Below are 22,752 nucleotides of genomic sequence, written 5' to 3' on the forward strand. Positions count from 1 at the left end.
TCAGGTCAGCTCCGCGAAGGCGCGGGCATAGGTGACCGGCCCGCGGGCTTCCCGTCCTTTCTCGGACAGGAACAGGGTCTGGAGATAGGGGCCGTTGTAAGGAGTCGCGAGAGCCGATGCACTCTCGGCCCTGAAGCCGAAATCGCCATAAAAATCCGGATCGCCCAGGACCAGCACCAAGTCCATTCCCGCATCGGCGAGGCGCTGGAGCCCGTCCTCGACAAGGGCCGATCCGATGCCCCGGTTCTGGAACGACGGCAGAACGGCCAGAGGTGCCAGCGCACAGGCCTTCACGGAGGGAGTGCCCGCCAGGATGAGGGGCGAGAAGGCGATATGCCCGACCGGCTCTTCGGCGCAGGCAATAAGGGAGAGGCTGAGATCGCCGTCCGCGCGCAGGCGGTTCACAAGTTCGGCCTCGGCTTTTCCGCCGAAGGCGGATGCATGGATGGCATGGATCGCGGGTCGGTCGGCGGGTTCCTCGATCCGGATCCGCATGGCGGGAGTCATGCGAGGCTTGCCCCTGCATCGAGCCTGACTCCGCGCATAAAATCACCCGCACTCATCGGCCCCTTGCCGGCCCGCTGCACCTGAAGCAGCCGCACCGCGCCGTCTCCGCAGGCGACGAGGCCGTTATTGTCGAGGAGCGTGCCCGGCTTGCCCTGGCCTTCGCCGAGGACGGAACGCAGAACCTTCACCCGCTCCGGACCCTTGCCGAAATCGGCCGTGAAGAAGGCGCCGGGGAAGGGCGAGAGGCCGCGCACATGGTCGTGCACGCCTTGCGCCGGCTTCGACCAGTCGATCCGGGAATCCTCGTTCGTAAGCTTCTGGGCATAGGTCACGCCCTCTTCGGGTTGAGGCGTGAAGTTCAGCCCACCGCGGGACAGGGCGGCAAGCGCCCGCACCATGAGGTCGCCGCCGAGGCTCATGAGCTTGTCGTGCAATTCACCCGCATTCATGTCGGGCGTGATCGTCACGCGCTCGACCATGGCGACGGGACCGGTATCCAGGCCCTCCTCCATCTTCATGACGGCGATGCCGGTTTCCCTGTCTCCGGCCATGATTGCCCGCTGGATCGGGGCGGCACCCCGCCAGCGAGGCAGGAGGGAAGCATGGAGGTTGAGACAGCCGAGTTGCGGCGCATCGAGGATCGGTTTCGGCAACAGCATGCCGTAGGCGACGACGACGGCCACATCGGCCTCGTGATTGCGAAAGGTCTCGGCAGCCTTCTCGGTGCGCAGGGTCTTGGGCGTGAGGACATTCAGGCCGAACCGCTCCGCCATCCGGTGGACAGGGGAGGGCTTCAGCTCCATGCCGCGCCCCGCGGCGGCGGGTGGGCGGGTATAGACCGCGACGACCTCGTGGCCCTGGCCGACGATCTCGGAGAGCGTCGGCACCGCGAAGTCGGGCGTGCCCATAAAGACGACACGGAGACTCATGCGCCACTCGTCTCGCGCTTGGCCGCCTTCTTGAACTTGGTCATGACCCGGTCCCGCTTGAGCTTCGAGAGATGGTCGATGAAGAGGACGCCGTTGAGATGGTCAATCTCATGCTGCACGCAGGTCGCCATCAACGCCTCCGCATCCTGCTCGACGATTTCACCGTTCAGGTTCATGTAACGGAACCGCACCCGGTCGGGCCGCTCGACCTCTTCGTAATATTCGGGGATCGACAGGCAGCCTTCCTCATAGACGCGCTTCTCTTCCGAGGCCCAGGTGACTTCCGGGTTGATCAGCACCAGCGGCTGGTGCTCGCTCTCGGATTTCGACACGTCCATGGTGACCACGCGCAGGGGCACGCCGATCTGAATGGCAGCGAGACCCACGCCGGGGGCGTCATACATGGTCTCGAGCATGTCGTCGGCGAGCTTGCGGATCTCGTCCGTGATCTCTTTGACGGGCTCCGAAACGAGGCGAAGCTTGGGGTCGGGAAGGATGACAAGGGGTCTTATGGTCATGATTGGCGGAGATAAGCGCTTGAGCCGGGATGGTCAAATCGTTCGTCTTATGTTCGGATGATTTCGTCAACCGGAAGCTTGTTCTCATGAACGACGTCGTTCTCCTGCTCGGCTCTTATCCCCTGACCTGGGGGCGGCTCGTGATCGGAATGGCGGCCTCAAGTCTCTTTCTCCTGACAATCGTGACCCTGCTGTTGATGCGGACGCGGCGGGAACGGGCCTTCGAGGCGGCGGTCTCGGCAGAGCGGGCGCGGGAAATGGACGACAAGGTCGCCGAGCTGACCCGCATCCAGGCCGAGATGACGGGGCGGATGCAGACCATCGCCGAGGTGTTCGGCACCCGCCAGAGCGATTTCGTGCGGCTGATCTCGGAGCGGATCGACGGGCTGCAGCACCGGGTCGGCCAGGGGCTGGAGGCGACCACCCGGCACCAGACGGAAAACCTGTCCAGGCTGCACGAGCGTCTCGCTGTCATCGACGCGGCGCAGAAGAACCTGAAGGACCTGACGGGCGAGATTGTCGGCCTCAAGGATGTGCTGTCCAACAAGCAGAGCCGGGGAGCCTATGGGCAGGGTCGGATGGAGGCGATCATCCGGGACGGGTTGCCGAGCGGTGCCTTCGAATTCCAACCTACATTGTCGAACCGCATGCGTCCCGATTGTCTCGTGCGCCTGCCGGGCGATGAGCGTGGACTTGTGGTCGATGCCAAGTTCCCGCTCGAAGGCTTTACCCAGTTTCGCGAAGCCAAAGGCGAAGAAGCCCGCAGCCGGGCCGCAGCCAAGGTTCGCAGCGACATGCTCGTACACGTGAAAGACATCGCCGAGAAATATCTCATTCCCGGCGAGACGCAGGACATCGCGATGATGTTCGTGCCTGCGGAGTCGATCTATGCGGATCTCTCCGAACATTTCGACGACGTCGTGCAGAAGGCGCATCGCGCACGGGTGGTGATCGTCTCGCCATCTCTTCTCGCACTTGCGATCCAGGTCATGCAGGCTCTGGTAAGGGATGCACGCATTCGCGAGGAGGCGCACATCATTCAGGTCGAGGTGCAGAAACTTCTGGAAGATGTGGAACGCCTCGATGGGCGTGTGGCAAAGCTCGATGCGCATTTCCGGCAGGCGCAGGACGATGTGGCGCAGATCAGGATCTCTACGGACAAGATCGTGAAGCGCGGTCAGAAAATCGAGACGCTCGAATTCGACGAAGGCGAGGCGGGTGCCCGCGCGGAATTGCTACGATTGCAAGGACGAAGCCTGCGCGCTGTGGAATAAACGCGGCCGTTCGATCTTCGTGGAACAATCCCAATCCTTCGGACCGATATTGCCGATTCTGGAACTGGCGTGAATGCGCGACGTTCTCCCAGCATTCAGCGCAGGCTGACGCCACTGTTTCGCGCTGGCTTTTCCGCACCCCCAACCGAAGGATTTGAGTCATGGGCCTTTTCTCGAAGGATATCAAAACTTTGGATGATCTCTTCATTCATACCCTGCAGGACATCTATTATGCCGAGCAGCAGATCACGAAGGCTTTGCCGGAAATGATCTCCAAGGTGAGCGATTCGCAACTGAAGCAGGATTTCCAGACGCATCTCGGTGAAACCGAGCAGCACGTGAAGATGGTGGAGCAGGTCTTCCGTATGCACGGGCACGATGCGAAAGGCGTCACCTGTCCGGCCATCGACGGCATTATCGACGAAGCGCAGGATATCGCTGGCGACATCGACGATCCGCAGGTCCTCGATGCTGCGTTGCTGGCTGCCGCGCAAGCCGTCGAGCATTACGAGATTACGCGTTACGGCACGCTTGTCGCCTGGGCCAAGCAGCTCGGCCGTGAGGATTGTGCCGGCGTTCTTCATCAGATCCTGGATCAGGAAAAGGCCATGGATCAGAAGCTGAACCGGATTGCCGAAAGCAAGGTCAACAGGCAGGCTGCGTAAGCGTCTAACCCGACAGAGCGTCGGCAGTCTCCTGGTTGGGACCGCTAAAGACCGGCCTCCGAAAGGAGGCCGGTTTCGGTTGTGCGGGTCTCTAAAGACGATTACTTGGAAGGCAGGACACTGGATCGCAAGAAATCCGCCAGATCGCTCGTGATATGGTCGATATGCGGCGTCTTGACGGCCTCCTGCTCAAAGCCCTCGCGGAACGGATCGAGTGTCTTGGGGACGATGAGAGTCGTCGTCATGCCGAGCTCATGCGGCACGACGAGATTCTTGGCGATGTCCTCGAACATGGCGGCCTGCGCCGGCTCGACGGCATGCTTTTCAAGAAAGCTTTCGTAAGCTCGCCGGTCGGGCTTGGGCACGAAATTGGCGGCGGCGATATCGAAGACATCTTCGAAATGGTCGAGGATGCCGATCTTCTTCGCCACGTTCTCCGCATGCTTGCGGGAGCCATTGGTCAGGATCAGCTTTCGGCCGGGCAGTTTCTCGATGGCGGCGCCCAGTCTCTCGTCCAGGGCGATGTCGGTATGATCGATGTCATGCGCGAAATCGAGGAAGTCGTAAGGGTCGATATCGTATTCGTCGATCAAAGCGCGCAGGGTCGTACCGTATTTATGATAGAAATATTTCTGCAACGCCCGCGCCGAAAGACCGTCTATCCCGAAGAGATCGGCGATATAGAGCGTAATCCGTTGATCCACCTGCGGCCAGATCCGCGATGTGTGCGGATAAAGAGTGTTGTCGAGATCGAAGATCCAAGTGTCCACATGCGAGAAGGCTCGCGATTCTTCCATGGGCAGATTTTCTTCGATGATCGGTAGTATTTTCATGGCACTCAAAGACGGCAATGGGGCCGGTGCGGCCCCATTGAATTGATATAAGCGCGATAGCCCCGTTTTTGAAGAGTCCTACCCCCGACGGATCATGGTCCCGGCTCCGTGATCGGTGAACAACTCCAGAAGCACCGCATGTGGCACCTTGCCGTCGAGGATGACGACGGCCTCCACGCCGCGCTCCAACGCATAGATGCAGGTCTCGATCTTCGGGATCATCCCGTCAGTAATGGTGCCGTCGGCGATCAGGCGGCGGCAATCGTCGATGGTCATGTCGGGGATCAGGTTCTTGTTCTTGTCGAGCACGCCCGGAACGTCGGTGAGAAGCAGCAGGCGCTTGGCCGTCATCGCGCCGGCGATGGCGCCGGCGAAGGTATCCGCGTTCACGTTATAGGTCTGCCCGTCCTGTCCCACCGCCACGGGCGCCAGAACCGGAATCAATTCGGCGCTGAGAACCTGGTCCAGAACCGCGCGGTTCACGTTCTCGGGCTCACCGACGAAGCCTAAATCGACCACCTTTTCGATGTTCGAATCAGGGTCGACCGTGGTGCGGGTCACCTTGCGGGCGGTGACCATGTTGCCGTCCTTGCCGCACAGGCCGACCGCCTTGCCGCCCTCGGCCCCGATCCAGCCGACGATCTGCTTGTTGATGGAGCCGGCGAGCACCATCTCAACGACCTCGACGGTCGCGGCGTCGGTGACCCGAAGGCCAGCCTTGAACTCGGACTTGATGCCGAGCTTTTCCAGCATCTTACCGATCTGGGGGCCGCCCCCGTGCACGACGATGGGCTTGATCCCCGATTGCTCGAGCAGGACCACGTCCTCGGCGAAATCCTCGGCCGCGGCCCGGTCACCCATGGCATGGCCGCCATACTTGATCACCACGACCTGCTGGTCGTAACGCTGCATATGCGGCAGCGCCTGCACGAGCACTTCGGCTTGCACATGAACATCAGGCAGCTGGTGGGCTGCGGGATTGGAATCGGACATGGACGGCCCCAGCGCGTGAATGGAACTAAACCGGCGAGCGTTCTAGCCCAGCTCGCCATCTCTGGAAACAGTGAGTTCAGGATCGTCGGTGAAGAATGCCCGACGCGCCGGCCAGAACCCAGCCGATCATCAGGAGGATCCCCCCGGTCGGGGCTGCCATCGGAGCCAATGCCAGACCAGAAAGAGCCCGGCGGGAGAGGTCGCCGCAGAACAGGATGAGGCCCAGTACGAGAACATAGCCTGCCAGCCGCGCCAGCTTGGCATTGACGGCGCCATTGGTCGCCAGGGCCATGAGGGCGAGGAGCGCAGGCGCATGGAATAAGAGAAACTGGGCTGCGGTCTGAAGGCTTCCGCCGCCGGTGACATGCGCTGCCGCCGCCGAAAGCGCGACACCCAGGAGGCCGGAAAGAGCCGCCAGAACCACGAGGATGCGGTCCGGCAGGCTCATGTCTCGCCTCTCTCGCTCAACAGCCGCGCAACGCCGGCCCGCAATTCCGGAATGCCGGAGCCCAGGCGGCTCGACGTCGGCATGATCTCAGGAAAGGCTGCGGCCCGCTTGGCGATCTTCTGCGCCGTATCGGCCATGCACTTCTCGATCTCGCCCTTTTTCAGCTCGTCCGCCTTGGTCAGCACGATCTGGTAGGAGACGGCAGCCTTGTCGAGGGTTTCCAGGACGGCCTCGTCGACAGGCTTGATGCCGTGCCGGGCATCGATCAGTACATAGACGCGGGCAAGACTGGCGCGGCCGCGCAGGTAATCGTGGATCAGCTGCGTCCAGGCATGCACCTTCTCCTTCTCGACGGCGGCATAGCCGTAGCCCGGCATATCCACGAGGTGGAAGCGGCCACCGATATCGAAGAAGTTGAGTTGCTGCGTCCGTCCTGGCGTATGGGAGGTGCGGGCCAGCGTGTTGCGCCCCGTCAGGGCGTTCACGAGACTCGATTTGCCCACATTGGAGCGCCCGGCGAAGGCGATCTCGACCTTGCTCATGGGCGGCAGGTTTTTCAGGGAGTTCGCCGCCCAGATGAAATCCGCCTCGCCAGCAAAGAGCTTGCGGCCGATCTCGAGGAAGGGGTCGGTTTCAGGTGCCGTTTCTGTCATGGGTCCCTTATCGACGCTTGGGCGCCGTACTTCAAGGCGTCAGGCTTCGCCTTTCTTAGGCTAATGCGTCGCTGCCGTCCGGTCCCAGAAGGGCTTGGTCTTCTGCAGCTTGCGTGAGGCGACCTCGGCACGGGAGAGGAGCTTGTTCAGGCGTTGTTCGGCCTGTCCAGCTTCCTGCTTTGCCAGTTCGGGGAAAAGGGTTCTGGCGACGGTGATGTCGTTCATCTCGCCAAGTTCGTCCTGAAGGTCCTGGAGAACGCTCAGCAAGGCATGATGGCGCTTGTCGGCCTGGCGCCCTGGGAATGTGGCGGCAAAGAACTCGACCCCGTAGCGAAGCGTCTTGATGCTCATGCGAAGCCTGTGCCGTTGTCTTTCGTCGAGATTCGAGACTTTTCCGGCACGCTTGCGAATCCGCTTCCAGCGGCGCGTCAGCTGCTTGAGGGCCCGGTCTTCCACCAGCTCGCCACGGGCCGCACACACGCGCTTTTTTTTGCTGCTCAGCCATTTTCCGGTCTCGATCCAGGCAGCGACACGCAGGATCACCCCCATGAATCGTGGCTTCTCCAGGGTTCGGCGCAGGGAATCGTAGGCGTCCGAGCGCTGCTTCTCCACATCCTTCAAGGCACTGCTCTCGACCTCGGACTCTGCCTCCCGAAGCCTGTTCGCATAGATGTCGAGGTCGCGGACGCGGCCGAATTTCTTGCCGATCCAACGCAGATCCGCCTTCACCGCGCGGCCCTCGCGGCCTTTGAGCATGGGCTTGAACAGCGATTGCGCCGCATTGAGCCGCCGCAACCCGACACGCATCTGGTGCAGGGCTTCCGGGTCGCTATCCCGGCGAACGACGGCCTCGTTCCGGACGATCTGGAACAGGCAGGAGCGGGCGATGACTTGAAAGGCTTCGGCGCCGGTCGTGCCCGGTGGAACGTCGACAGGGCTGGCATGGACGGCCCCGGCGTCCTCTTCCCCGAGAAGACGATAGCCGCGCTCGGATTTCGTCGTTGTGGAGAGCCTGAGCGGAGCGATATCCTCCAGATCGCGGGCGAGGGCGAACAGGGCGGAGGGATTGCCCTGCTTCAGTTCGAGCTCGACCTCCGCGAAGCGTATGAATTGCTCTCCCACCTTCGCCTCGGCGCGATCCAGGGCAACCTCGACGAGGGCCGCCTCCCGTTCGATTTCCAAGACCTGCCGATTCGTTTCGACCGCGAAGATGGGCTGGATGCTTTCGCGGGTCTCTTCATCCGCCAAAAGCGAGGCGAGGGGTGTGCATGCCGCGGCCTCCAAGTCGATGGTTCCTTCGACCGGGCATTCCCATTCCGTGCGATCAAGGGCGAGACCCCGCTCCGTGCGTTCCGCCTTGATGGTCTGGACATGGTGTCCGTTCCGTTCCCGGACCCGCAGGGACAGGCCGGCCCGGCGCAGCGCATGCCACGGCGTATCGTAATAGACCGCATGGAGCGTTCCGCTCTGATCGGAGAGCGGCTTCGCCTGGTTGAAGGCCGGGTGCTCAAGAAGATCCTCGATCCGGCCGGAGGCGAGTTCCAGCTTCAGCTCGATCTCGCGCGACTTCACATGCGTTTTCGGAGCCGCCTTCTTTCCGTGTCGAGCTGGACTCATGCACAAGCCGTTACGATTATCCCCACCAGAGCTGATCTAGGGCAGATGCCGGATGGAACAACGGAGGCATTGCGTTGCATCGGGCCGCTTTCCACGATGGGGCTTCGATGATGCTCTTCGAAAATGCTGCCCTGACCTACGGAATCATTGGGGTGCAATCGCTTCGGTTCCATGCACGGTAACTTGGAACAATGGAGAGTCCCGCGTGGCCAGTCCTATGGAACACCGACAATGAGAAGAGACCCGGTCCAGATCCGTTCAGTCGAAGTCCTCTCTGACGATTGGGCAATCCTGAAGAAGGTCACCTTCGATTACACACGCCGTGACGGCCGTGTCGAGACTCAGGTCCGCCAAGTCTACGACCGCGGTAACGGGGCCGTCATCCTGCCCTACGACCCGGATCGCGGCATGGTGCTCCTGGTCCGGCAGTTCAGGCTGCCGGCATATCTGAGCGGACATCCCGAACCGCTGATCGAGGCTTGCGCGGGGCTTCTCGACGATAACGATCCGGAGACCTGCATCCGTCAGGAGGCGGAGGAGGAGCTGGGTTACCGGCTTCCCAACCCTGAGCGCGTCTTCCAGGCTTTCATGAGCCCCGGCAGCGTCACCGAGCAGCTGGTCTTCTTCGTGGCCAGCTACACGCCTGATGATCGCATCGGCCAGGGTGGCGGGGCCGAGGATGAGGGCGAGGACATCGAGGTCCTGGAGCTGTCCCTCGACGAGGCCCTGTCCATGATCGAGAGTGGCAAGATCGTCGATGCGAAGACGATCATGCTGCTGCAATACGTGAAGCTCAAAGGGCGGATGAACGCCTGAATCGCGGTCAGGACACGTTCCTGAGGAAGGTGACGCCGGTCGCCAGAGCGCAGAACCTCCCCATGACGAGCCTGTCGCCGATGAAATCATAATGATGCAGGACGCATCTTTCGACGAAACCCTCCGGGCCTCGCGGATCGTCATAATAGGTGAAGTCGCCAATCTTGATATTGGGCTGATTGACCAGAGGTCTGAGAAACCCGACGCGGGGATGCCCGGGCATCGGATGAGGCACTTGGGGATCAGGGCCGGCAGTCATCCTTTGTCTCCGCGATGGAAAGGCTCTCTCAAACGAAAATCCCCGGGACGGGCCCGAGGATTTTCCTTGCTGATTTTTCCTGAACTCAGCCCTTCGCAGGGCTCTTCTTGCTGAAAGTATTGCGCAGGTTGTCCCAGAGTTCGATCTTCACGCCATTGCGCCTCATGATGAAGGCCTGCTGGGTCACGGAGAGCAGGTTGTTCCAGGCCCAGTAGATCACGAGACCAGCCGGGAACGAGCCGAGCATGAAGGTGAAGATGACCGGCATCCACGAGAAGACCTGCTTCTGGACCGGATCCGGCGGCTCCGGATTCATCTTCATTTGCAGCCACATGGTCACACCCATGATGAGCGGCCAGGCGCCGAGCAGCAAGAAGTGGCCGATCACCGGCACCGTGCCCGGGTTGTAGGGCAGCAGGCCGAACAGGTTGAAGACCGAGGTCGGATCCGGGGCCGCAAGGTCGCGGATCCAGCCGAAGAACGGCGCATGGCGCATTTCGATGGTGACGAAGAGCACCTTATAGAGCGCGAAGAAGACCGGGATCTGGATCACTACCGGCCAGCAGCCGGCGACCGGATTGATCTTCTCCTTCTTGTAGAGCTCCATCAGCGCCTGCTGCTGCTTCACCTTGTCGTCGGCGAAGCGCTCGCGGATCGCAGCCATTTCCGGCTGCACCGCCTTCATCTTCGCCATGGAGGCGTAGGATTTGCTGGCGAGCGGGAAGAAGAAGAGTTTCAGGATGACGGTGACGAGCAGGATCGCGACACCGAAATTGCCGAAGAGTTTGTAGAAGAAGTCGAGCACCTTAAAGAGCGGCTTGGTGATGAAGTAGAACCAGCCCCAATCGATCAGGAGATCGAAGTTCTTGATGCCAAGCGAGCTATGATAGCCATCAACGACCGCGACTTCCTTAGCACCCGCGAACAGGCGTTGCGTCACTTCGGTCGTGCCGCCCGGCTGCAACGTCTGCGCGGTGCCGAGCATATTGGCCTGATAGGTCGGCCCGTTCGGATCCTGGCGCACGGTGAACGAGCCCTGATAGGCCTGCGCCTGATCCGGAACGACCGCCGCGGCCCAATACTTGTCGGTGATGCCGAGGAAGCCACCGGCCACGTTGTCCCACACCTTGCCGATCGTGTTCTGGCCCGGAACCGGGCTTTCCTTGTCGAGCTTGGCGTAGGTGTATTCCTGAAGGCCCTGGTCGCCGAGAACGCCGATCAGGCCTTCGTGGAGCACGTAGTAGCCGAGCGTCGTCGGCCTGCCGTGGCGGGAAACGAGGCCATAGGGATGTAGCGTCATGGGCGCCGAACCACGGTTCTCGACCGAATCCTTGACCGTGAACATGAACTTGTCGTCCACGGAGATGGCGCGGTGGAAGACCTGACCCTTGCCGTTGTCCCACGTCAGGGTCACGGGGCTCGAGGGCGTGAGGGTGTTCTTGTCGGCGGTCCAGACCGTGTTGGGTCCGGGCAGCGCATCGGGCTGCGTGCCGACCCAGCCGAACTCGGCATAATAGGGATTCTGGCTGCCCGAGGGCGACAGGAGCACGATGTTCGGGCTCTTGGGATCGACCGTCTCGTGGTAGGTCTTCAGCGAAACGTCGTCGACGCGGCCACCGCGCAGGTTGATCGAGCCCGCGATGGCAGGGGTGTCGATGGCCACGCGCGGCGAGCGGGCCAAGGCCGCCTCGCGCGATTCGACGACCGGAGCGGAAGGCGTGCTCGGGACCGTGCCTGGAACAGGAGCGGCCGGGCCGCCGGCCTGGCTTGGAGTCGGTGCGCCAGGATTGACTTGCGCGGATTGCTGGGCGGCGGTTTGAGCGGCCTGACGGTGCTTTTCAGCCTCCGGCGCCGCGAAGAAATACTGCCAGCCGATCAAAACCGCCATCGACAGCACGATGGCGACGATGAGGTTTTTGTTTTCGTTACGCATGGGAATGTCCGCGACGCTCGCCGTTGTTGGGAGGTGAGGAGGGGTTAGGACGGTCCTCGGTCCGCGCGCTTCTCGGCTTGGTTACGACCCGAAGCGCCCGCCGAAGATCGTCGATGAGCACGTCATAGTCAGCCGTCAGGATGTCGCGCCGTCCGATCACCACGATATCGGCATTGATAGTCGCGTAGTCCAGACCTGCCTTCTGGCAGATCGTCCGGAGCCGCCGTTTGATCCGGTTTCGTTCGGTGGCGTGCCCGACCCGCTTGGTGACCGTGAGGCCGATCCGCAGGCCGGAATCCTGTTGGCTGCTGTCCTGACTGCCACGCAGACGGCCCTGGACCGTCATCCGCTCCGTATGAAAGCGGCGGCCAGAGGCCGCCGCAACGAAGTCAGGTCGTTTCGTCAGGCGCCCGATCAAGCCTGCGCGAGAGTCGCGCACCGGGTCGCCCTTAACGCCGAATTACGCCGAGAGGCGCTTGCGGCCATGGGCGCGACGAGCGGCAATGACCTTCCGGCCACCCTTGGTCGCCATGCGCGCACGGAAGCCATGGCGGCGCTTGCGAACGAGCTTGCTCGGTTGATACGTCCTTTTCACGGCTCATCTCCGGTCGAATGGGGCAGCGGTGCTCGATGGCTCGCGCCCGTCTGGATTTACTGGGGCCAAACCCCGAAACTGTCTCGAAAAAACGATCAGCGCCCAAATTGAGCGCTGTCAGCTTGCGGGCTTATGGCGGAAGGGACGGCTAAAGTCAACGCCGCTCTGGCATTTAGGCATACCGGAGGCCACTCTCACGAGGAAGTGACGGTCGCCTGGGCCTAGCTTGTTCCGGCTCTACATGAGAGGACTCAGTCATAGAGGAGGCAATGTGGCGGCGAAAGAGCAATGGTTCTAAGGGGATGGGACGCCGCGCAGCCTTTGGCGCTACCTGCCCCCGGCGATCGTTCTTCTCGCTCTGAGTGCTTTTTTCGCCACGGGCCTCCATCGCACCTTGGGTTTCGGGAATCTCGCCATCCTCGGTATCCTGGCGCTCGCCCCCATCCTGGTCCGGCAATGGCGCAAAGAGGAGCGAGCGTGAATAAATCGAACGAATCCGTCTCGAAGAGCGAAGTGCTCAAGCCCGATCTCTGCGTCATCGGAGCGGGCGCCGCGGGAATGTCGGCCGCCTCCATCGCCGTGTCGCTCGGCTCCTCGGTCGTGCTGATCGAGAAGGCCAAGCTGGGAGGGGAGTGCCTCAACGTGGGGTGCGTCCCCTCGAAGGCGCTGATCGCGGCAGCCAACCGGGCCCATGCCCTGCGTCATGCCAAAAGCTTCGGCGTCGGTTCGGGCGAAGAGCCCGAGATCGACTTCGCCCGGGTCAGGGCACATGTAAGGGATGTCATCGCCTCCATTGCGCCGATGGATTCCCTTGACCGCTACAGGGCCATGGGCGTGCGGGTCATCACAGACGAGGCCCGGTTTACCGATGCGGCGACGGTGGTGGCAGGGGGGCAAACCATCAAGGCGCGCCGATTCGTCCTAGCCACCGGCTCACGGCCGATGATCCCGGATATTCCTGGCCTCGAAGGAGTTTCCTACCTCACCAACGAGACGCTTTTTAATCTGGCGGAAAAGCCGGAGCATCTCGTAGTGATTGGCGGCGGCGCGACAGGCATCGAAATAGCCCAGGCCTATCGGCGCCTCGGTGTCCGGGTAACCGTGCTCGAGGCGGGAGAGCGTATTTTGGCCCAGGAGGATCCGGAGATGGCCGCCGTCGTGGAGCGGGCTCTGCGCGGGGAGGGCGTCGATTTCAGGATCGGCACCGCCATCGCGCGGATCGAGCGCCGGGCAGGGGGGCAAGTCGCCGTCATCCTTGAAGGCGAGGGCAATGAAACGCTGGAGGGAAGTCACCTGTTCGTGGCGGCCGGCCGCCACCCCGCGATCGAAGGTTTGGGTTTGGATTCGGCCCGGATCGACGCCGACGCTTCTGGCATCAAGGTCAATCAGGGTTTGAAGACCACAAACGCGAAGGTCTATGCCATCGGCGATTGCGCCAGCGGGGCAGGCGGGCGCTTTACCCATGTGGCGAATCACCATGCCGGTCTCGTGATCCGCAACGCCCTGTTCCAGCTGCCCGCCCGGCTCGGCTCCACGCCGATCCCCCGCGTAACCTATAGCGATCCGGAGCTTGCCGCTATCGGACTGACGGAGGAGGAGGCCCGGGCGAAGCATTCCGCGCTCCGCATTCTGCGCTGGTCCTTCGCCGACAATGACCGCGCCCGTGCCGAACGCAGCACGACGGGCCATGTGAAAGCCATCGTCACGTCTCATGGAAAGGTGCTGGGCTGCACCATCGTGGGTGCCCGGGCCGGCGAGCTGATCATGCCCTGGAATCTCGCCATGGCGAAGGAGCTGAAAATTTCGGATCTGGCGGGACTTGTTTATCCCTACCCGACCCTGTCGGAAGCGACTAAAAGCGCTGCGGTGGAATTTTTGAAGCCGACGGCGCAGAATCCGTGGGTGAGGCGGCTGGTCGGGTTCGTCAGCCGTTTGGGGTAAGATCTTGGATGAGCGCTGAGCAGCCGCATTTTCTGACGGGGCGCCTCCTGAAGCATTTCGGGCTCTCCGCGCGGCTGCTCCTTCTGACACTCCTTTTCGTGATGATCGCGGAGGTGCTGATCTATGTGCCCTCCGTCGCCAATTTCCGCCTGACCTGGCTGAACGACCGGCTTGCTGCCGCGCAGATCGCGGCGCTCGTCCTCGATGCCACGCCGGATCAGCCCCCTTCCGGCGATCTGGAAATGCGCGTCCTGTCCGGCGTCGGCGCCAAGGCCATCGCGATCCGCGGCGGCGGACGGCGGAGCCTGCTCGCGGCTGGCGACATGCCGTCCGAAGTCGGCAGGACGGTCGATCTGCGAAACGTCACATGGATCGACGGCATCCGGGATGCTTTCGATCTCCTGTTCAACCCCACGAGCCATCCCATCCGGGTCATCGGTTCCGGAATGGGGGTGGACTTCGTCGAATTGCTGCTCGATCCGAATCCGCTGCGCAACGCCATGCTGGTTTTCTCGCGCAACATCCTGCTGGTTTCCCTTTTCATTTCCGCCCTGACCGCCGGCCTCGTCTATCTGGCGCTGCAATGGGTGATCGTGCGTCCCGTGCGGCGGCTGACCGGCAATATCACCAAGTTTTCCGGCAATCCGGAGGATGCCTCCCGAGTCATTCAGCCGACGGCTCGTGCGGACGAGATCGGCATGGCCGAGCAGGCCCTGGCGCAGATGGAGACGGCGCTTGCGGAGGAGCTGCGCCAGAAGCGCCGGTTGGCGGAGCTCGGGCTTGCCGTCAGCAAGATCAATCATGAGCTGCGCAATATGCTGACCACGGCGCATTTGCTCACGGATCGCCTGGACCGGGTGAGCGACGAGCGCGTCCAGCGTATCGCGCCACGCCTCGTGGCGACGCTCGACCGCGCCATCTCCTTTTGCGAGGCCACCCTGTCTTACGGGCGGGCAACGGAGCGTCTGCCGCAGCGCCGGCTGATCCCCCTGGCGCCCCTCGTCGCCGATCTTGCCAATCTGACGGATCTCGCGCCCGAGCGCGGTATCGCCTTCGAGTCGCAGGTGCCGGTAGATCTGATGGTCGATGCCGATCCGGATCAGCTGTCGCGGATTCTGGTGAACCTCGTCCGCAACGCGGTCCAGGCCTTGAGCCGGGCCGGATCCTTCGAGGGGACGCCGCGAATCGCGGTGGCGGCGAAACGCGAAGGAAAATCGGTCATGATTCAGATCAAGGATAATGGCCCAGGTATTCCCGAACGTCTCCGGGCCGGACTTTTCACGCCTTTCCAGGGCTCGATCCAGAAGGGCGGGACGGGTTTGGGCCTCACGATCACGGCGGAGCTGGTGCAGCTCCATGGCGGCACGATTACGCTCGATGAGAGTAACACCGGCACATGTTTCCGGGTGACGATTCCCGATCGGCAGGACCCGCGGGAAATAATTTGAGTTTCACGGCACAGCTTATTCAGAAAGAGGCTTGCCAACCCCGTCGGAACCCTTTAAGTCAGCCGCCTCCGGACGACGTTGCTCCCCACAAGCAACTGCCGAGTAAGCGCCCGTAGCTCAGCTGGATAGAGCACCAGACTACGAATCTGGGGGTCAGAGGTTCGAATCCTTTCGGGCGCGCCATTCTTTAAGACTATATTCGTTCGGGATCTCAACGCTTTCAGGGATGTTCTTGATAAGCGCGCGGGAGACGATGCCTCGAAGCTTCGCCGTAAGAGCAGGGCTTCAAGGTAGAAGACTTTGTCTTGCCAGGATTGGGGCCATAGCTCAGTTGGGAGAGCGCTTGAATGGCATTCAAGAGGTCGGCGGTTCGATTCCGCCTGGCTCCACCAATCCGGTCGGACATTCGGAGCGTGCGGGTGTAGCTCAGGGGTAGAGCACAACCTTGCCAAGGTTGGGGTCGAGGGTTCGAATCCCTTCGCCCGCTCCAAACATCGATACGCGGGCGTAGCTCAGACGGTTAGAGTGCCGGCCTGTCACGCCGGAGGTCGCGGGTTCGAGCCCCGTCGCCCGCGCCATCCCGATAAGGCCAAAAACCGGCTTTCGGCCACTCCTCCCGGCAAGCCATCCACTGCCGCTAGGTCCGGGGCTGCCCGCATTGCTTCAGTTCGGTCGTCCCGTCGCGCAACCTTAGCCACTCAAGCGCGTTTCCTGTGAACTACCGGACACGGGAAACATCTCATGAGCATTATCTGGACCATCATCATCGGTTTCGTCGCCGGCGTCATCGCCAAGCTGATCATGCCTGGGAGGAATGAGCCCTCCGGCTTCATCCTCACCACCATCCTCGGCATCATCGGAGCCTTTGTGGCAACTTATCTCGGGCAGGCAATCGGCTGGTATCGGGCGGGCGAGGGCGCAGGCTTCATCGGCGCCATCGTCGGAGCCGTCATCGTGCTGTTCATCTGGGGCCTGATCGCAGGACGCAGCACCACCTCGACCTATTGAGGCAGGTGTTTCGGCTTCCATCGACATAAGGCCCGCAAGATGTCTTGCGGGCCTTATGCTTTTAATCGTGCCGGCTGATGCGCCGGGTCGATTCATTCGGCCCGAAGAGGGCGGCTTTGATAGGGCAATTGCCGGTATAGCCCCGCCAGGCGAGATAGGAGCCGCCCAGAAGCGCGATGACATTCAACAAAGGATTGGGGCGAGGCTTCGCGCCCGCCGCCGCCAGCCCTAGCCCTGCCACGATATAGGCTGCGCGCTCCATGGTCGTGAGATTCTGTTCGCCTGAAGTCGCATTCGCCACGTTTGTTCTCCTTGAAATGCCTACCCCGAACGCAACGCTTGCCGCTGTTGTTACAAGCCCTAACGAGTTCTGGAAGAGCCTCCAAATCGCGTGGAACCAGTCACCTTGGCCGTCGTTGAGTCCACGCTCAACAGCAAGGAGTCGTGAAAATGCCGGGCAAGGAAAAAACCCTCAACGACCTGTTCCTTCACACCTTGAAGGATGTCTATTACGCGGAAAAACAGATTCTGAAGGCTCTACCCAAGATGGCCAAGGCCGCCGAATCCGAGGAGCTGAAAAAGGCTTTCGAGACCCATCGCGAAGAGACGGAAGGGCAGATCGAGCGCCTGGAAGAGGTGTTCAAGATCCTCGGCAAGCAGGCGCGTGGCGTACAATGTGAAGCGATCAACGGTATCATCGAGGAAGGCAAGGAAGTCATGGAAGACTTCGCAGAGAGCGAGGCTCTCGATGCTGGGATTCTTGCCGCCGCTCAGGCGGTCGAGCATTACGAGATTACCCGCTATGGAACCCTGAAGACCTGGGCCTCCGAACTCGGCATGCCGGATGCGGCAAAGCTCCTCGACCAGAATCTCCAGGAAGAGAGGAAGACGGACAAGCTGCTGACCCAGATGGCCGAGGCGCGCATCAATACCAAGGCTGCGTGAGGTCTTTGCCGCTGTCCCACAATCTTTGATGCCTTACTTTCACGCCTCATCCGGCACGAACCCTTTGAAGCCCGCTCGCTTGGAAGCGGGCTTCAATGTTTTGGGCTCTCGACCGAAAAAACGGCCGTGCTCAAGAGTAGCCGCAGGTTTCCCGTAGGCTCGACATCGAGGCAGGCCTTTACCGATTCAGGCCTTTCCAGAAGATGGAGGAAGGCCAGAAACCGCAGTCGCGTAATTGGCGGGAGCTTCACGATGATCTGAGCCATCCTGTCGCTCATCGCGTCCACCACTTCTTCCTGCAGGGAGGATCCGAAGGCTCGATCATTATGCTGCTGCACGGGGCACCTGGCGGAGAATGGGGGAAAGGGCGCGTCGGCGCACGAGGCAGGAACTGCGAAGTCCGGCCAGCCGGCGGATATGGCCGAGGCTATGCGGTGAGATCTCGATCGCAGCGGCCAGACAGGGTTGCCCTTCGATCGTCATGGGAAGCCCCAGAGGTCTGACCTTGAACCCCGCCTGCTGCCAGCGCGGCAACCACCACATCTCGACGACCGCCGTGACTTCCGTGACGCCTTCATCCAGGCAGAACTCCTGGAACGCTGCCAGCAGGCGGCAATCAGTCCGCCCGGTCCGCCGCTCCTTGACGACGAAATAGCGCGTGCATTCGAGGATACTCGTGCCGCGAGGAATTCGTCCGCGCACGAGGTGAGGGAATGCTTCGCTGATCATATGAGGAAGGAGCGTCGGGTAGAGCCTCAGGCCCCCCACCAGCTTCTCTCCGTCGAGGGCAAGCAGGTAAGTGGCGTTGCCGTTGTCGTAATCGTCGACATCGCGGCCGTCGGTGCGCTCCAAAGCACGCCATCCCCGCTCTCTGACGAAGACGTCATGCCTGGTGCGATGATAGACTTCGAGGACACTGCTATATGAAGATCTGTTTTCAGCAGTGATGACGTGGATCGCTGTCATACCATTGCTCTCCGATGACCCGGAGAGCAATGTCCACGGCAAGTACCGATTGCATATTGTAAGAAATTACAGGTGCCCCAACGTCAGATCTGAATGAGGCGATGCTGGAGCGCCCGGGCGACTGCATGGGTTTTGTTGGTGGCGTTCAGCTTTTGGCAGGCACTGGCGATATGGGCTGTGATCGTTCTCTCCGTCACGCCCAGGATTTCGCTCGTATCCAAGGCCGACTTGCCGACTGCCGCCCAGCGCAGCGTTTCCTGTTCGCGGGCCGTGAGGGGGTTGGTGCGGATCGGAGGGGACAGGATTTGCCGCACGCGCTCGAAGGCATACATGGCCATGAGGTGGATGGCCGGCTTCGTCCGGGATGTCAGATCGAGATGCCGGCCGCTCATGGACAGGCAGGCCTCGTAGCCGCTCAGGCCGTGGACGGGCAGGCAATAGCCCTCCTGCATCCCGAATTCGCTTGCTCCGTTCATGACCTCGGCCGCACGAGGCTGGATCTCGGCGTCGTAGGGGGCCTCTGCCCATTCGAAAGGCTGGACGGTCTGGCGGCAGAGACGGATGACGGGGTCGTTCCGGTCGTAATTCCTTCGGATATAGAGCTGGTACCACTCGACGGGCCATTTCTTCAGAAGGACGAGCCCCTCGATCCGCTGCTCCGGATGAGGCAAGCCGGTCATGATGAAGTTTTCGAACCCGAACAGGGTAAACGACCGCTCCATGGCATCGATTACGCCCTGCGGCGTTGTTAGCCGGTCGAGACTCTCGATGAAGACGAAAGCCTCTTTCGCGTGATTGAAATAGCCATCGGTCACGGGAGTCTCCCCTCAAGCTTTGCAATTATCGGATGCAGTTTCCAACATTGCAACTTCATGTTTTGAAATTCGATAGCTTCTCGCTATGCTGCCCGGGGCAGATCTGGTCGATTGGCTGGCCTCCGCGCGTTGAGGGCCGCTCCCTGGCTTTCAGGCTCTCGCCTCGCCGACATCGTCGGCCATGGTGGCGCCACGCACACCCAGCGGCTTGTCCGGACCAATCGTCGTATCCTGGGCGGTCTGGTGCTCGATTTCGGCATTGAGTTCCGCCCCGACGAGGACGACCCAGAGGGACAGGTAGATCCACATCATGACGCCGATGATGGCGCCCAGCGAGCCATAGGTCGCCGAGTAATCGGCCCAGCTCGACAGATACCAGGAGAACAGGATTGAAAAAATCAACCAGACCACGGAGGCAACGAGCGAACCTGGCGTGACCCAGCGCCATCTCGCAAAGGTGCGGCTCGGACCGTATCGGTAGAGCACTGCCAGCCCGAGGAGGGCGACGCCGAACATCAGCGCGGCCGGAAGCAGGGTCACGAGAAGATCGCCCAGCGGACCGAGATTGATGAACCGCACGATCAACGGGATGCCGACGACTACGTTGATCAGCAGGATGAAGAAAACGATGGCTCCGAAAGTGAAGCTGAACGAGATCAGCAGGAGCTTGAGAAAGCCCCGCTTCTCCGTCTCGTCATAGGCCACGTTGAGAGCGTCGAAGAGCGCTCTCATACCGCTATTGGCGCTCCACAGCGCCAGCAGGACGCCGCCGACGAAGCTCAGGCCGAGGGTGCCGGCCCGGTTGCTGATCAGGCGTTGAAGCTCTCCCCCGATCAGATCGATCATCGCTGCCGGAACATACCCTTGCATATCGGCCAGATGCTCGCCGATGGTCACCGGATCGGCGACGAGTCCATAAAGGGAAACGAGGGCGGTGAGAGCCGGGAAAAGAGCCAGCAGGATGAAGAACGTAGTTCCCGCCGCGATCGTGCCGACGCGATCCTGCGAGATCTCGTCTTTGAGCCGGTAGAGAATGTCCTTCCAGCCTAGCCAGGGAATATGCTGTGGTTTCTCGGCGCTGCGCCCCCGACCGCTCTCCCGGGCCCTGTGCTCGTTCACCCGGCTGGAAACTGCGTCGTTCATTCCTGACCTTTCCTTAAGTTTATCCGTCTGGATGAACGCCGAGACCGGTCAGATGTTGCGGATATAGCCAAGATTGCTGGCCTTGTTCTGCAACCGCGTCGGCATACGCGGAACCCGCCGCGCTTGAAGTGGTTACTCCCTCACGATTGGAAGAGGTGACCATGGGCGTGGGACAGCAAGACAGTGACAGCAACCGCCGGCGGCATGGCGAGGACGACGACTGGAACGCATTGAGGAGTGATGTCGGCGGCATGGCGGACGCAGCCATGGAGCAGAGCTGGCATTTCATCGATGCCGCCCGGGAGCAGGCGACGGATTACGCCGACCGCCGCAAGAACGACGTGGCGCAGTCGGTCGCCGATTTCGCCACGTCCTTACGGGGTTCGACACGCTCGTTCGAGGAGCGTCCCAACATCCAGGCCGTGGTCGATAGCGCAGCCGAGGGTTTGGAACATCTGGCGGATACGATCCGGGATCGCAGCTTCGCCGATATCTTCAACGATATCGAGAATATTGCCCGCCAGCGCCCGGCGACCGTTGCGGCCGTGTCCGTCGCGATCGGCTTCCTGGCGGCCCGCTTCATCAAGAGCACCGCAGAGGATCTCCGCAACGAGGAATATGCGTCGTCTCGATCCCAATCGAGCAAAGGATCTTCACGTCGCAACAGGGATTCGCATGATCAACGCGATACCTGACGGAGATCATGATCATGTCGGGTAATGGACATCAGACCATTCAAGGCCTCGTCGTCGAGGCCATTCGCGAGAGCGGCGATCTGGCTCAGAAAGAATTCGCGCTTTTCCGGACGGAGCTGTCGAACAACATCCGCACGTTGTTCATGGGGCTTGCGATGATCGTGGTGGCGGCAATTTTCGCGATCGCTGCGATCACGCTGTTCACTGCCTCGCTGGTGAAATGGCTGGCCACGATCGTCGGATCGGAAGCTCTCGCCGCATTGATCGTCGGAGGGACCATGGCCGTCATAGCCATCGGGCTGGGGCTCTATGGACGGCATGTCATGTCTGCCTCCACGCTCGCTCCGCGAAGGACAGTGCGTTCTATCAAGCGTGATGCTGAAGTTCTGTCCGAAAGGGTTGCCGGATGACGCAGAGTATCGAGGAACTGGAAAGAGAAATCGAGCAGAGCCGGGCGAAGCTCGACCTCACGATCGACCAACTGCAGGACAAGTTATCCATCTCCGGCGTCATCGACGATGTACTGGGTACAGCACGCAATGGCCGTTATGCGCCCGTCTTCGACAATGTGCTCACGACCATCAGGCGAAATCCGGTGCCGGTCATGCTGGTTGCTGCGGGAATTGGACTTTTTCTCCATCGACTCGGCCGTACGCCAAAAGCGCGGACGCATACGCGGCTGATGACCGACGAAGATATCCCGGCCTACCCGGAAGAGCCTCGCCTCTATGAGCCCGGCGCATCGACTTTGCAATCACCGCAGGACGTCATGGAGCGTCGGCGGGGCGTGAACATTCGCATCTGAATCCAACAGGAGATTTTCATGGCCGATCAAAAGAATGAATCAGGCAAGTCGCCCTCCGATCAGAAAAATTCCGGTGCCGCGAGCGGTTCCGGCGCAAAGATCTCGGCTGGAACGTCACTGGGCAATGTCGGTGAAACACCCATGCCGCATGCCCAGGAAGGTGCAAAATCCGCGCAGAGCTCTACCCTCGCCTCGAACACGTCTAAGCCCCACGGCGGACAAGCGACCGATCGTGATCGCCCGCAGGATCAGTCTTCACGAGATGTAGGCTTGACGGACAAGGCTCAGCAGGTGGCGAGCGAAGCGGGCGAACGAGTTCGTGAGGCGGCTGGCCAGGCTCGTGAAAAGGCCGGCGAGGCTTATGAAAATGCATCGGATTGGGCCCAGGACACCTACGAGCGCGCTTCGCATTGGGCCTCGGATCGCTATCAGAATCAGCAGGAGCGGCTCGGTCAGGTGCGGGAGCGTTCCGCGAAAACCTTTGGTCGCGCCCGTAACAGCGTTCAGAGCTATGTGTCCGAAAATCCCATGGTGGTCGGTCTCGTCGGCTTGGCGGCCGGCCTTCTCCTGGGGGCATTGCTGCCGCGAACCCGTCGCGAGAACGAAACGTTCGGCGAATTGGCGGATGAGGTTCGCAACCAGGGGCTTCGGTATGCGCGCGATGCCACGCAGCGCGGACGCGAATATGTGGAAGAAGCCTTCAACGGCGACGATCCTCGCTTCAGCAAGCATGAAAGCGAATTCCGGCAGAACCGCCCGGATGTGAATCCCCACTGACAATAACGGACATCACAAAGGAAAAGCGCCGGTTCACGCCGGCGCTTTTCCTATTCAACTGAACTTGTCGAAGGGCCTAGAAGCGGCAACGGCCACGGCGAAAATGATGCGCGTACATCCGGCGTCATCATTTCGGCATCGTGACCGCATCCGGCGGTGATCATGTCGC

26 protein-coding genes, 4 tRNA genes and 1 pseudogene are annotated in these 22,752 nt (G+C 61.4%); 15 read left to right on the plus strand and 16 right to left on the minus strand.

Annotation, left to right across the window (positions count from 1 at the left end):
* Genes AB4Y97_RS14545 through def form a run of 3 tightly spaced genes read right to left on the minus strand, consistent with a single transcriptional unit; the run spans position 1 to position 1,954 of the window.
* A complete protein-coding gene (locus tag AB4Y97_RS14545) occupies positions 1 to 507 on the minus strand; it encodes a GNAT family N-acetyltransferase (RefSeq protein ID WP_441999765.1) in 507 nt (168 codons plus the stop codon).
* Positions 504 to 1,436, minus strand: a complete 933-nt coding sequence (fmt, locus tag AB4Y97_RS14550; protein WP_441999766.1) for a methionyl-tRNA formyltransferase — start codon at positions 1,434 to 1,436, stop codon at positions 504 to 506. Before fmt ends, AB4Y97_RS14545 begins: the two co-directional genes overlap by 4 nt.
* Positions 1,433 to 1,954: a peptide deformylase gene (def, locus tag AB4Y97_RS14555; protein WP_441999767.1), complete on the minus strand. Its 522-nt coding sequence runs from the start codon at positions 1,952 to 1,954 to the stop codon at positions 1,433 to 1,435. Before def ends, fmt begins: the two co-directional genes overlap by 4 nt.
* A gap of 86 nt (positions 1,955 to 2,040) precedes the next feature.
* Here def and AB4Y97_RS14560 point away from each other — a divergent pair, with 86 nt between their 5' ends.
* Together AB4Y97_RS14560 and AB4Y97_RS14565 are read left to right on the plus strand one after the other, a co-directional pair.
* Positions 2,041 to 3,228 (plus strand): DNA recombination protein RmuC, encoded by a 1,188-nt coding sequence (locus AB4Y97_RS14560; protein WP_441999768.1) that lies wholly within the window; start codon positions 2,041 to 2,043, stop codon positions 3,226 to 3,228.
* A 161-nt stretch (positions 3,229 to 3,389) separates the two neighbouring features.
* Positions 3,390 to 3,893, plus strand: a complete 504-nt coding sequence (locus AB4Y97_RS14565) for a YciE/YciF ferroxidase family protein (RefSeq protein WP_441999769.1) — start codon at positions 3,390 to 3,392, stop codon at positions 3,891 to 3,893.
* A gap of 101 nt (positions 3,894 to 3,994) precedes the next feature.
* Here the strand turns inward: AB4Y97_RS14565 and AB4Y97_RS14570 are convergent, their stop codons facing one another.
* The 5 genes from AB4Y97_RS14570 to AB4Y97_RS14590 form a co-directional block, all read right to left on the minus strand.
* Positions 3,995 to 4,690, minus strand: coding sequence for a pyrimidine 5'-nucleotidase (locus tag AB4Y97_RS14570; RefSeq protein ID WP_441999770.1), 696 nt, complete (start codon positions 4,688 to 4,690; stop codon positions 3,995 to 3,997).
* 114 nt (positions 4,691 to 4,804) lie between these two features.
* The gene (gene argB / locus AB4Y97_RS14575) at positions 4,805 to 5,719 is read right to left on the minus strand and encodes an acetylglutamate kinase (protein WP_441999771.1); all 915 of its coding nucleotides are present in this window, start codon (positions 5,717 to 5,719) and stop codon (positions 4,805 to 4,807) included.
* A 76-nt stretch (positions 5,720 to 5,795) separates the two neighbouring features.
* The gene (locus AB4Y97_RS14580) at positions 5,796 to 6,167 is read right to left on the minus strand and encodes a DUF423 domain-containing protein (RefSeq protein WP_441999772.1); all 372 of its coding nucleotides are present in this window, start codon (positions 6,165 to 6,167) and stop codon (positions 5,796 to 5,798) included.
* Entirely contained in the window at positions 6,164 to 6,820 is a 657-nt protein-coding gene (gene yihA / locus AB4Y97_RS14585; protein ID WP_441999773.1) for a ribosome biogenesis GTP-binding protein YihA/YsxC, read from the minus strand. The genes AB4Y97_RS14580 and yihA overlap by 4 nt, the downstream gene beginning before the upstream one ends.
* A gap of 60 nt (positions 6,821 to 6,880) precedes the next feature.
* Positions 6,881 to 8,437 carry a CYTH and CHAD domain-containing protein gene (locus tag AB4Y97_RS14590; protein ID WP_441999774.1) on the minus strand — a complete coding sequence of 519 codons (1,557 nt, stop codon included), beginning with the start codon at positions 8,435 to 8,437 and terminating at the stop codon, positions 6,881 to 6,883.
* A 231-nt stretch (positions 8,438 to 8,668) separates the two neighbouring features.
* Between AB4Y97_RS14590 and AB4Y97_RS14595 the strand changes: the two genes are divergently transcribed.
* Positions 8,669 to 9,253, plus strand: a complete 585-nt coding sequence (locus AB4Y97_RS14595) for an NUDIX domain-containing protein (protein WP_441999775.1) — start codon at positions 8,669 to 8,671, stop codon at positions 9,251 to 9,253.
* A gap of 16 nt (positions 9,254 to 9,269) precedes the next feature.
* Here AB4Y97_RS14595 and AB4Y97_RS14600 read toward each other — a convergent pair.
* The 4 genes and pseudogenes from AB4Y97_RS14600 to rpmH all read right to left on the minus strand — a co-directional run.
* Positions 9,270 to 9,512, minus strand: a pseudogene (locus tag AB4Y97_RS14600) (chloramphenicol acetyltransferase); the annotation flags it as partial.
* A gap of 85 nt (positions 9,513 to 9,597) precedes the next feature.
* Positions 9,598 to 11,445, minus strand: coding sequence for a membrane protein insertase YidC (gene yidC, locus AB4Y97_RS14605; protein ID WP_441999776.1), 1,848 nt, complete (start codon positions 11,443 to 11,445; stop codon positions 9,598 to 9,600).
* On the minus strand, positions 11,438 to 11,884 hold the full coding sequence (gene rnpA / locus AB4Y97_RS14610; protein ID WP_441999777.1) for a ribonuclease P protein component: 447 nt from the start codon (positions 11,882 to 11,884) through the stop codon (positions 11,438 to 11,440). The genes yidC and rnpA overlap by 8 nt, the downstream gene beginning before the upstream one ends.
* A 21-nt stretch (positions 11,885 to 11,905) precedes the next feature.
* The gene (gene rpmH, locus AB4Y97_RS14615) at positions 11,906 to 12,040 is read right to left on the minus strand and encodes a 50S ribosomal protein L34 (RefSeq protein ID WP_027314822.1); all 135 of its coding nucleotides are present in this window, start codon (positions 12,038 to 12,040) and stop codon (positions 11,906 to 11,908) included.
* Between the two features lie 477 nt (positions 12,041 to 12,517).
* Between rpmH and AB4Y97_RS14620 the strand changes: the two genes are divergently transcribed.
* From AB4Y97_RS14620 to AB4Y97_RS14650, 7 genes are all read left to right on the plus strand, one after another.
* On the plus strand, positions 12,518 to 13,981 hold the full coding sequence (locus tag AB4Y97_RS14620) for a dihydrolipoyl dehydrogenase family protein (protein WP_441999778.1): 1,464 nt from the start codon (positions 12,518 to 12,520) through the stop codon (positions 13,979 to 13,981).
* Positions 13,982 to 13,989: 8 nt separating this feature from the next.
* Entirely contained in the window at positions 13,990 to 15,429 is a 1,440-nt protein-coding gene (locus tag AB4Y97_RS14625) for a sensor histidine kinase (RefSeq protein ID WP_441999779.1), read from the plus strand.
* 106 nt (positions 15,430 to 15,535) lie between these two features.
* A tRNA-Arg gene (locus AB4Y97_RS14630) sits at positions 15,536 to 15,612 on the plus strand.
* 133 nt (positions 15,613 to 15,745) lie between these two features.
* Positions 15,746 to 15,821, plus strand: a tRNA-Ala gene (locus AB4Y97_RS14635).
* 23 nt (positions 15,822 to 15,844) lie between these two features.
* Positions 15,845 to 15,919, plus strand: a tRNA-Gly gene (locus AB4Y97_RS14640).
* Between the two features lie 11 nt (positions 15,920 to 15,930).
* Positions 15,931 to 16,007, plus strand: a tRNA-Asp gene (locus tag AB4Y97_RS14645).
* Positions 16,008 to 16,170: 163 nt separating this feature from the next.
* Positions 16,171 to 16,437, plus strand: a complete 267-nt coding sequence (locus AB4Y97_RS14650) for a GlsB/YeaQ/YmgE family stress response membrane protein (RefSeq protein ID WP_441999780.1) — start codon at positions 16,171 to 16,173, stop codon at positions 16,435 to 16,437.
* Positions 16,438 to 16,498: 61 nt separating this feature from the next.
* On the opposite strand, the gene AB4Y97_RS14655 is transcribed toward AB4Y97_RS14650, so the two are convergent.
* Positions 16,499 to 16,738, minus strand: a complete 240-nt coding sequence (locus AB4Y97_RS14655; RefSeq protein ID WP_441999781.1) for a YgaP-like transmembrane domain — start codon at positions 16,736 to 16,738, stop codon at positions 16,499 to 16,501.
* A 149-nt stretch (positions 16,739 to 16,887) separates the two neighbouring features.
* Between AB4Y97_RS14655 and AB4Y97_RS14660 the strand changes: the two genes are divergently transcribed.
* Positions 16,888 to 17,382, plus strand: coding sequence for a YciE/YciF ferroxidase family protein (locus AB4Y97_RS14660; RefSeq protein WP_441999782.1), 495 nt, complete (start codon positions 16,888 to 16,890; stop codon positions 17,380 to 17,382).
* A gap of 324 nt (positions 17,383 to 17,706) precedes the next feature.
* Here the strand turns inward: AB4Y97_RS14660 and AB4Y97_RS14665 are convergent, their stop codons facing one another.
* The 3 genes from AB4Y97_RS14665 to AB4Y97_RS14675 form a co-directional block, all read right to left on the minus strand.
* Entirely contained in the window at positions 17,707 to 18,348 is a 642-nt protein-coding gene (locus AB4Y97_RS14665; protein WP_441999783.1) for an acyl-homoserine-lactone synthase, read from the minus strand.
* 83 nt (positions 18,349 to 18,431) lie between these two features.
* Entirely contained in the window at positions 18,432 to 19,163 is a 732-nt protein-coding gene (locus AB4Y97_RS14670; protein ID WP_441999784.1) for a LuxR family transcriptional regulator, read from the minus strand.
* Positions 19,164 to 19,313: 150 nt separating this feature from the next.
* On the minus strand, positions 19,314 to 20,306 hold the full coding sequence (locus tag AB4Y97_RS14675; RefSeq protein ID WP_441999785.1) for a YihY/virulence factor BrkB family protein: 993 nt from the start codon (positions 20,304 to 20,306) through the stop codon (positions 19,314 to 19,316).
* A gap of 161 nt (positions 20,307 to 20,467) precedes the next feature.
* Here AB4Y97_RS14675 and AB4Y97_RS14680 point away from each other — a divergent pair, with 161 nt between their 5' ends.
* From AB4Y97_RS14680 to AB4Y97_RS14695, 4 genes are read left to right on the plus strand one after another with little or no spacing between them, the layout of a single operon-like run.
* The gene (locus tag AB4Y97_RS14680; protein ID WP_441999786.1) at positions 20,468 to 21,001 is read left to right on the plus strand and encodes a hypothetical protein; all 534 of its coding nucleotides are present in this window, start codon (positions 20,468 to 20,470) and stop codon (positions 20,999 to 21,001) included.
* 14 nt (positions 21,002 to 21,015) lie between these two features.
* Complete coding sequence (locus tag AB4Y97_RS14685) at positions 21,016 to 21,411, plus strand: phage holin family protein (RefSeq protein ID WP_441999787.1); 396 nt, start codon at positions 21,016 to 21,018, stop codon at positions 21,409 to 21,411.
* Complete coding sequence (locus AB4Y97_RS14690) at positions 21,408 to 21,806, plus strand: DUF3618 domain-containing protein (RefSeq protein ID WP_441999788.1); 399 nt, start codon at positions 21,408 to 21,410, stop codon at positions 21,804 to 21,806. The genes AB4Y97_RS14685 and AB4Y97_RS14690 overlap by 4 nt, the downstream gene beginning before the upstream one ends.
* 18 nt (positions 21,807 to 21,824) lie before the next feature.
* Positions 21,825 to 22,583, plus strand: a complete 759-nt coding sequence (locus tag AB4Y97_RS14695) for a hypothetical protein (RefSeq protein WP_441999789.1) — start codon at positions 21,825 to 21,827, stop codon at positions 22,581 to 22,583.
* Positions 22,584 to 22,752 lie beyond the last annotated feature (169 nt).

The organism is Microvirga sp. 2TAF3 (assembly GCF_052114965.1).
Lineage (GTDB): Bacteria > Pseudomonadota > Alphaproteobacteria > Rhizobiales > Beijerinckiaceae > Microvirga.

Excerpts from the sequence above, each read along its gene's own strand:
- AB4Y97_RS14545 (WP_441999765.1), bottom strand. The coding sequence starts at position 507 with ATGACTCCCGCCATGCGGATCCGGATCGAGGAACCCGCCGACCGACCC.
- fmt (WP_441999766.1), bottom strand. The coding sequence starts at position 1,436 with ATGAGTCTCCGTGTCGTCTTTATGGGCACGCCCGACTTCGCGGTGCCG.
- def (WP_441999767.1), bottom strand. The coding sequence starts at position 1,954 with ATGACCATAAGACCCCTTGTCATCCTTCCCGACCCCAAGCTTCGCCTC.
- AB4Y97_RS14560 (WP_441999768.1), top strand. The coding sequence starts at position 2,041 with ATGAACGACGTCGTTCTCCTGCTCGGCTCTTATCCCCTGACCTGGGGG.
- AB4Y97_RS14565 (WP_441999769.1), top strand. The coding sequence starts at position 3,390 with ATGGGCCTTTTCTCGAAGGATATCAAAACTTTGGATGATCTCTTCATT.
- AB4Y97_RS14570 (WP_441999770.1), bottom strand. The coding sequence starts at position 4,690 with ATGGAAGAATCGCGAGCCTTCTCGCATGTGGACACTTGGATCTTCGAT.
- argB (WP_441999771.1), bottom strand. The coding sequence starts at position 5,719 with ATGTCCGATTCCAATCCCGCAGCCCACCAGCTGCCTGATGTTCATGTG.
- AB4Y97_RS14580 (WP_441999772.1), bottom strand. The coding sequence starts at position 6,167 with ATGAGCCTGCCGGACCGCATCCTCGTGGTTCTGGCGGCTCTTTCCGGC.
- yihA (WP_441999773.1), bottom strand. The coding sequence starts at position 6,820 with ATGACAGAAACGGCACCTGAAACCGACCCCTTCCTCGAGATCGGCCGC.
- AB4Y97_RS14590 (WP_441999774.1), bottom strand. The coding sequence starts at position 8,437 with ATGAGTCCAGCTCGACACGGAAAGAAGGCGGCTCCGAAAACGCATGTG.
- AB4Y97_RS14595 (WP_441999775.1), top strand. The coding sequence starts at position 8,669 with ATGAGAAGAGACCCGGTCCAGATCCGTTCAGTCGAAGTCCTCTCTGAC.
- yidC (WP_441999776.1), bottom strand. The coding sequence starts at position 11,445 with ATGCGTAACGAAAACAAAAACCTCATCGTCGCCATCGTGCTGTCGATG.
- AB4Y97_RS14625 (WP_441999779.1), top strand. The coding sequence starts at position 13,990 with ATGAGCGCTGAGCAGCCGCATTTTCTGACGGGGCGCCTCCTGAAGCAT.
- AB4Y97_RS14650 (WP_441999780.1), top strand. The coding sequence starts at position 16,171 with ATGAGCATTATCTGGACCATCATCATCGGTTTCGTCGCCGGCGTCATC.
- AB4Y97_RS14660 (WP_441999782.1), top strand. The coding sequence starts at position 16,888 with ATGCCGGGCAAGGAAAAAACCCTCAACGACCTGTTCCTTCACACCTTG.
- AB4Y97_RS14665 (WP_441999783.1), bottom strand. The coding sequence starts at position 18,348 with ATGACAGCGATCCACGTCATCACTGCTGAAAACAGATCTTCATATAGC.
- AB4Y97_RS14675 (WP_441999785.1), bottom strand. The coding sequence starts at position 20,306 with ATGAACGACGCAGTTTCCAGCCGGGTGAACGAGCACAGGGCCCGGGAG.
- AB4Y97_RS14680 (WP_441999786.1), top strand. The coding sequence starts at position 20,468 with ATGGGCGTGGGACAGCAAGACAGTGACAGCAACCGCCGGCGGCATGGC.
- AB4Y97_RS14685 (WP_441999787.1), top strand. The coding sequence starts at position 21,016 with ATGTCGGGTAATGGACATCAGACCATTCAAGGCCTCGTCGTCGAGGCC.
- AB4Y97_RS14690 (WP_441999788.1), top strand. The coding sequence starts at position 21,408 with ATGACGCAGAGTATCGAGGAACTGGAAAGAGAAATCGAGCAGAGCCGG.
- AB4Y97_RS14695 (WP_441999789.1), top strand. The coding sequence starts at position 21,825 with ATGGCCGATCAAAAGAATGAATCAGGCAAGTCGCCCTCCGATCAGAAA.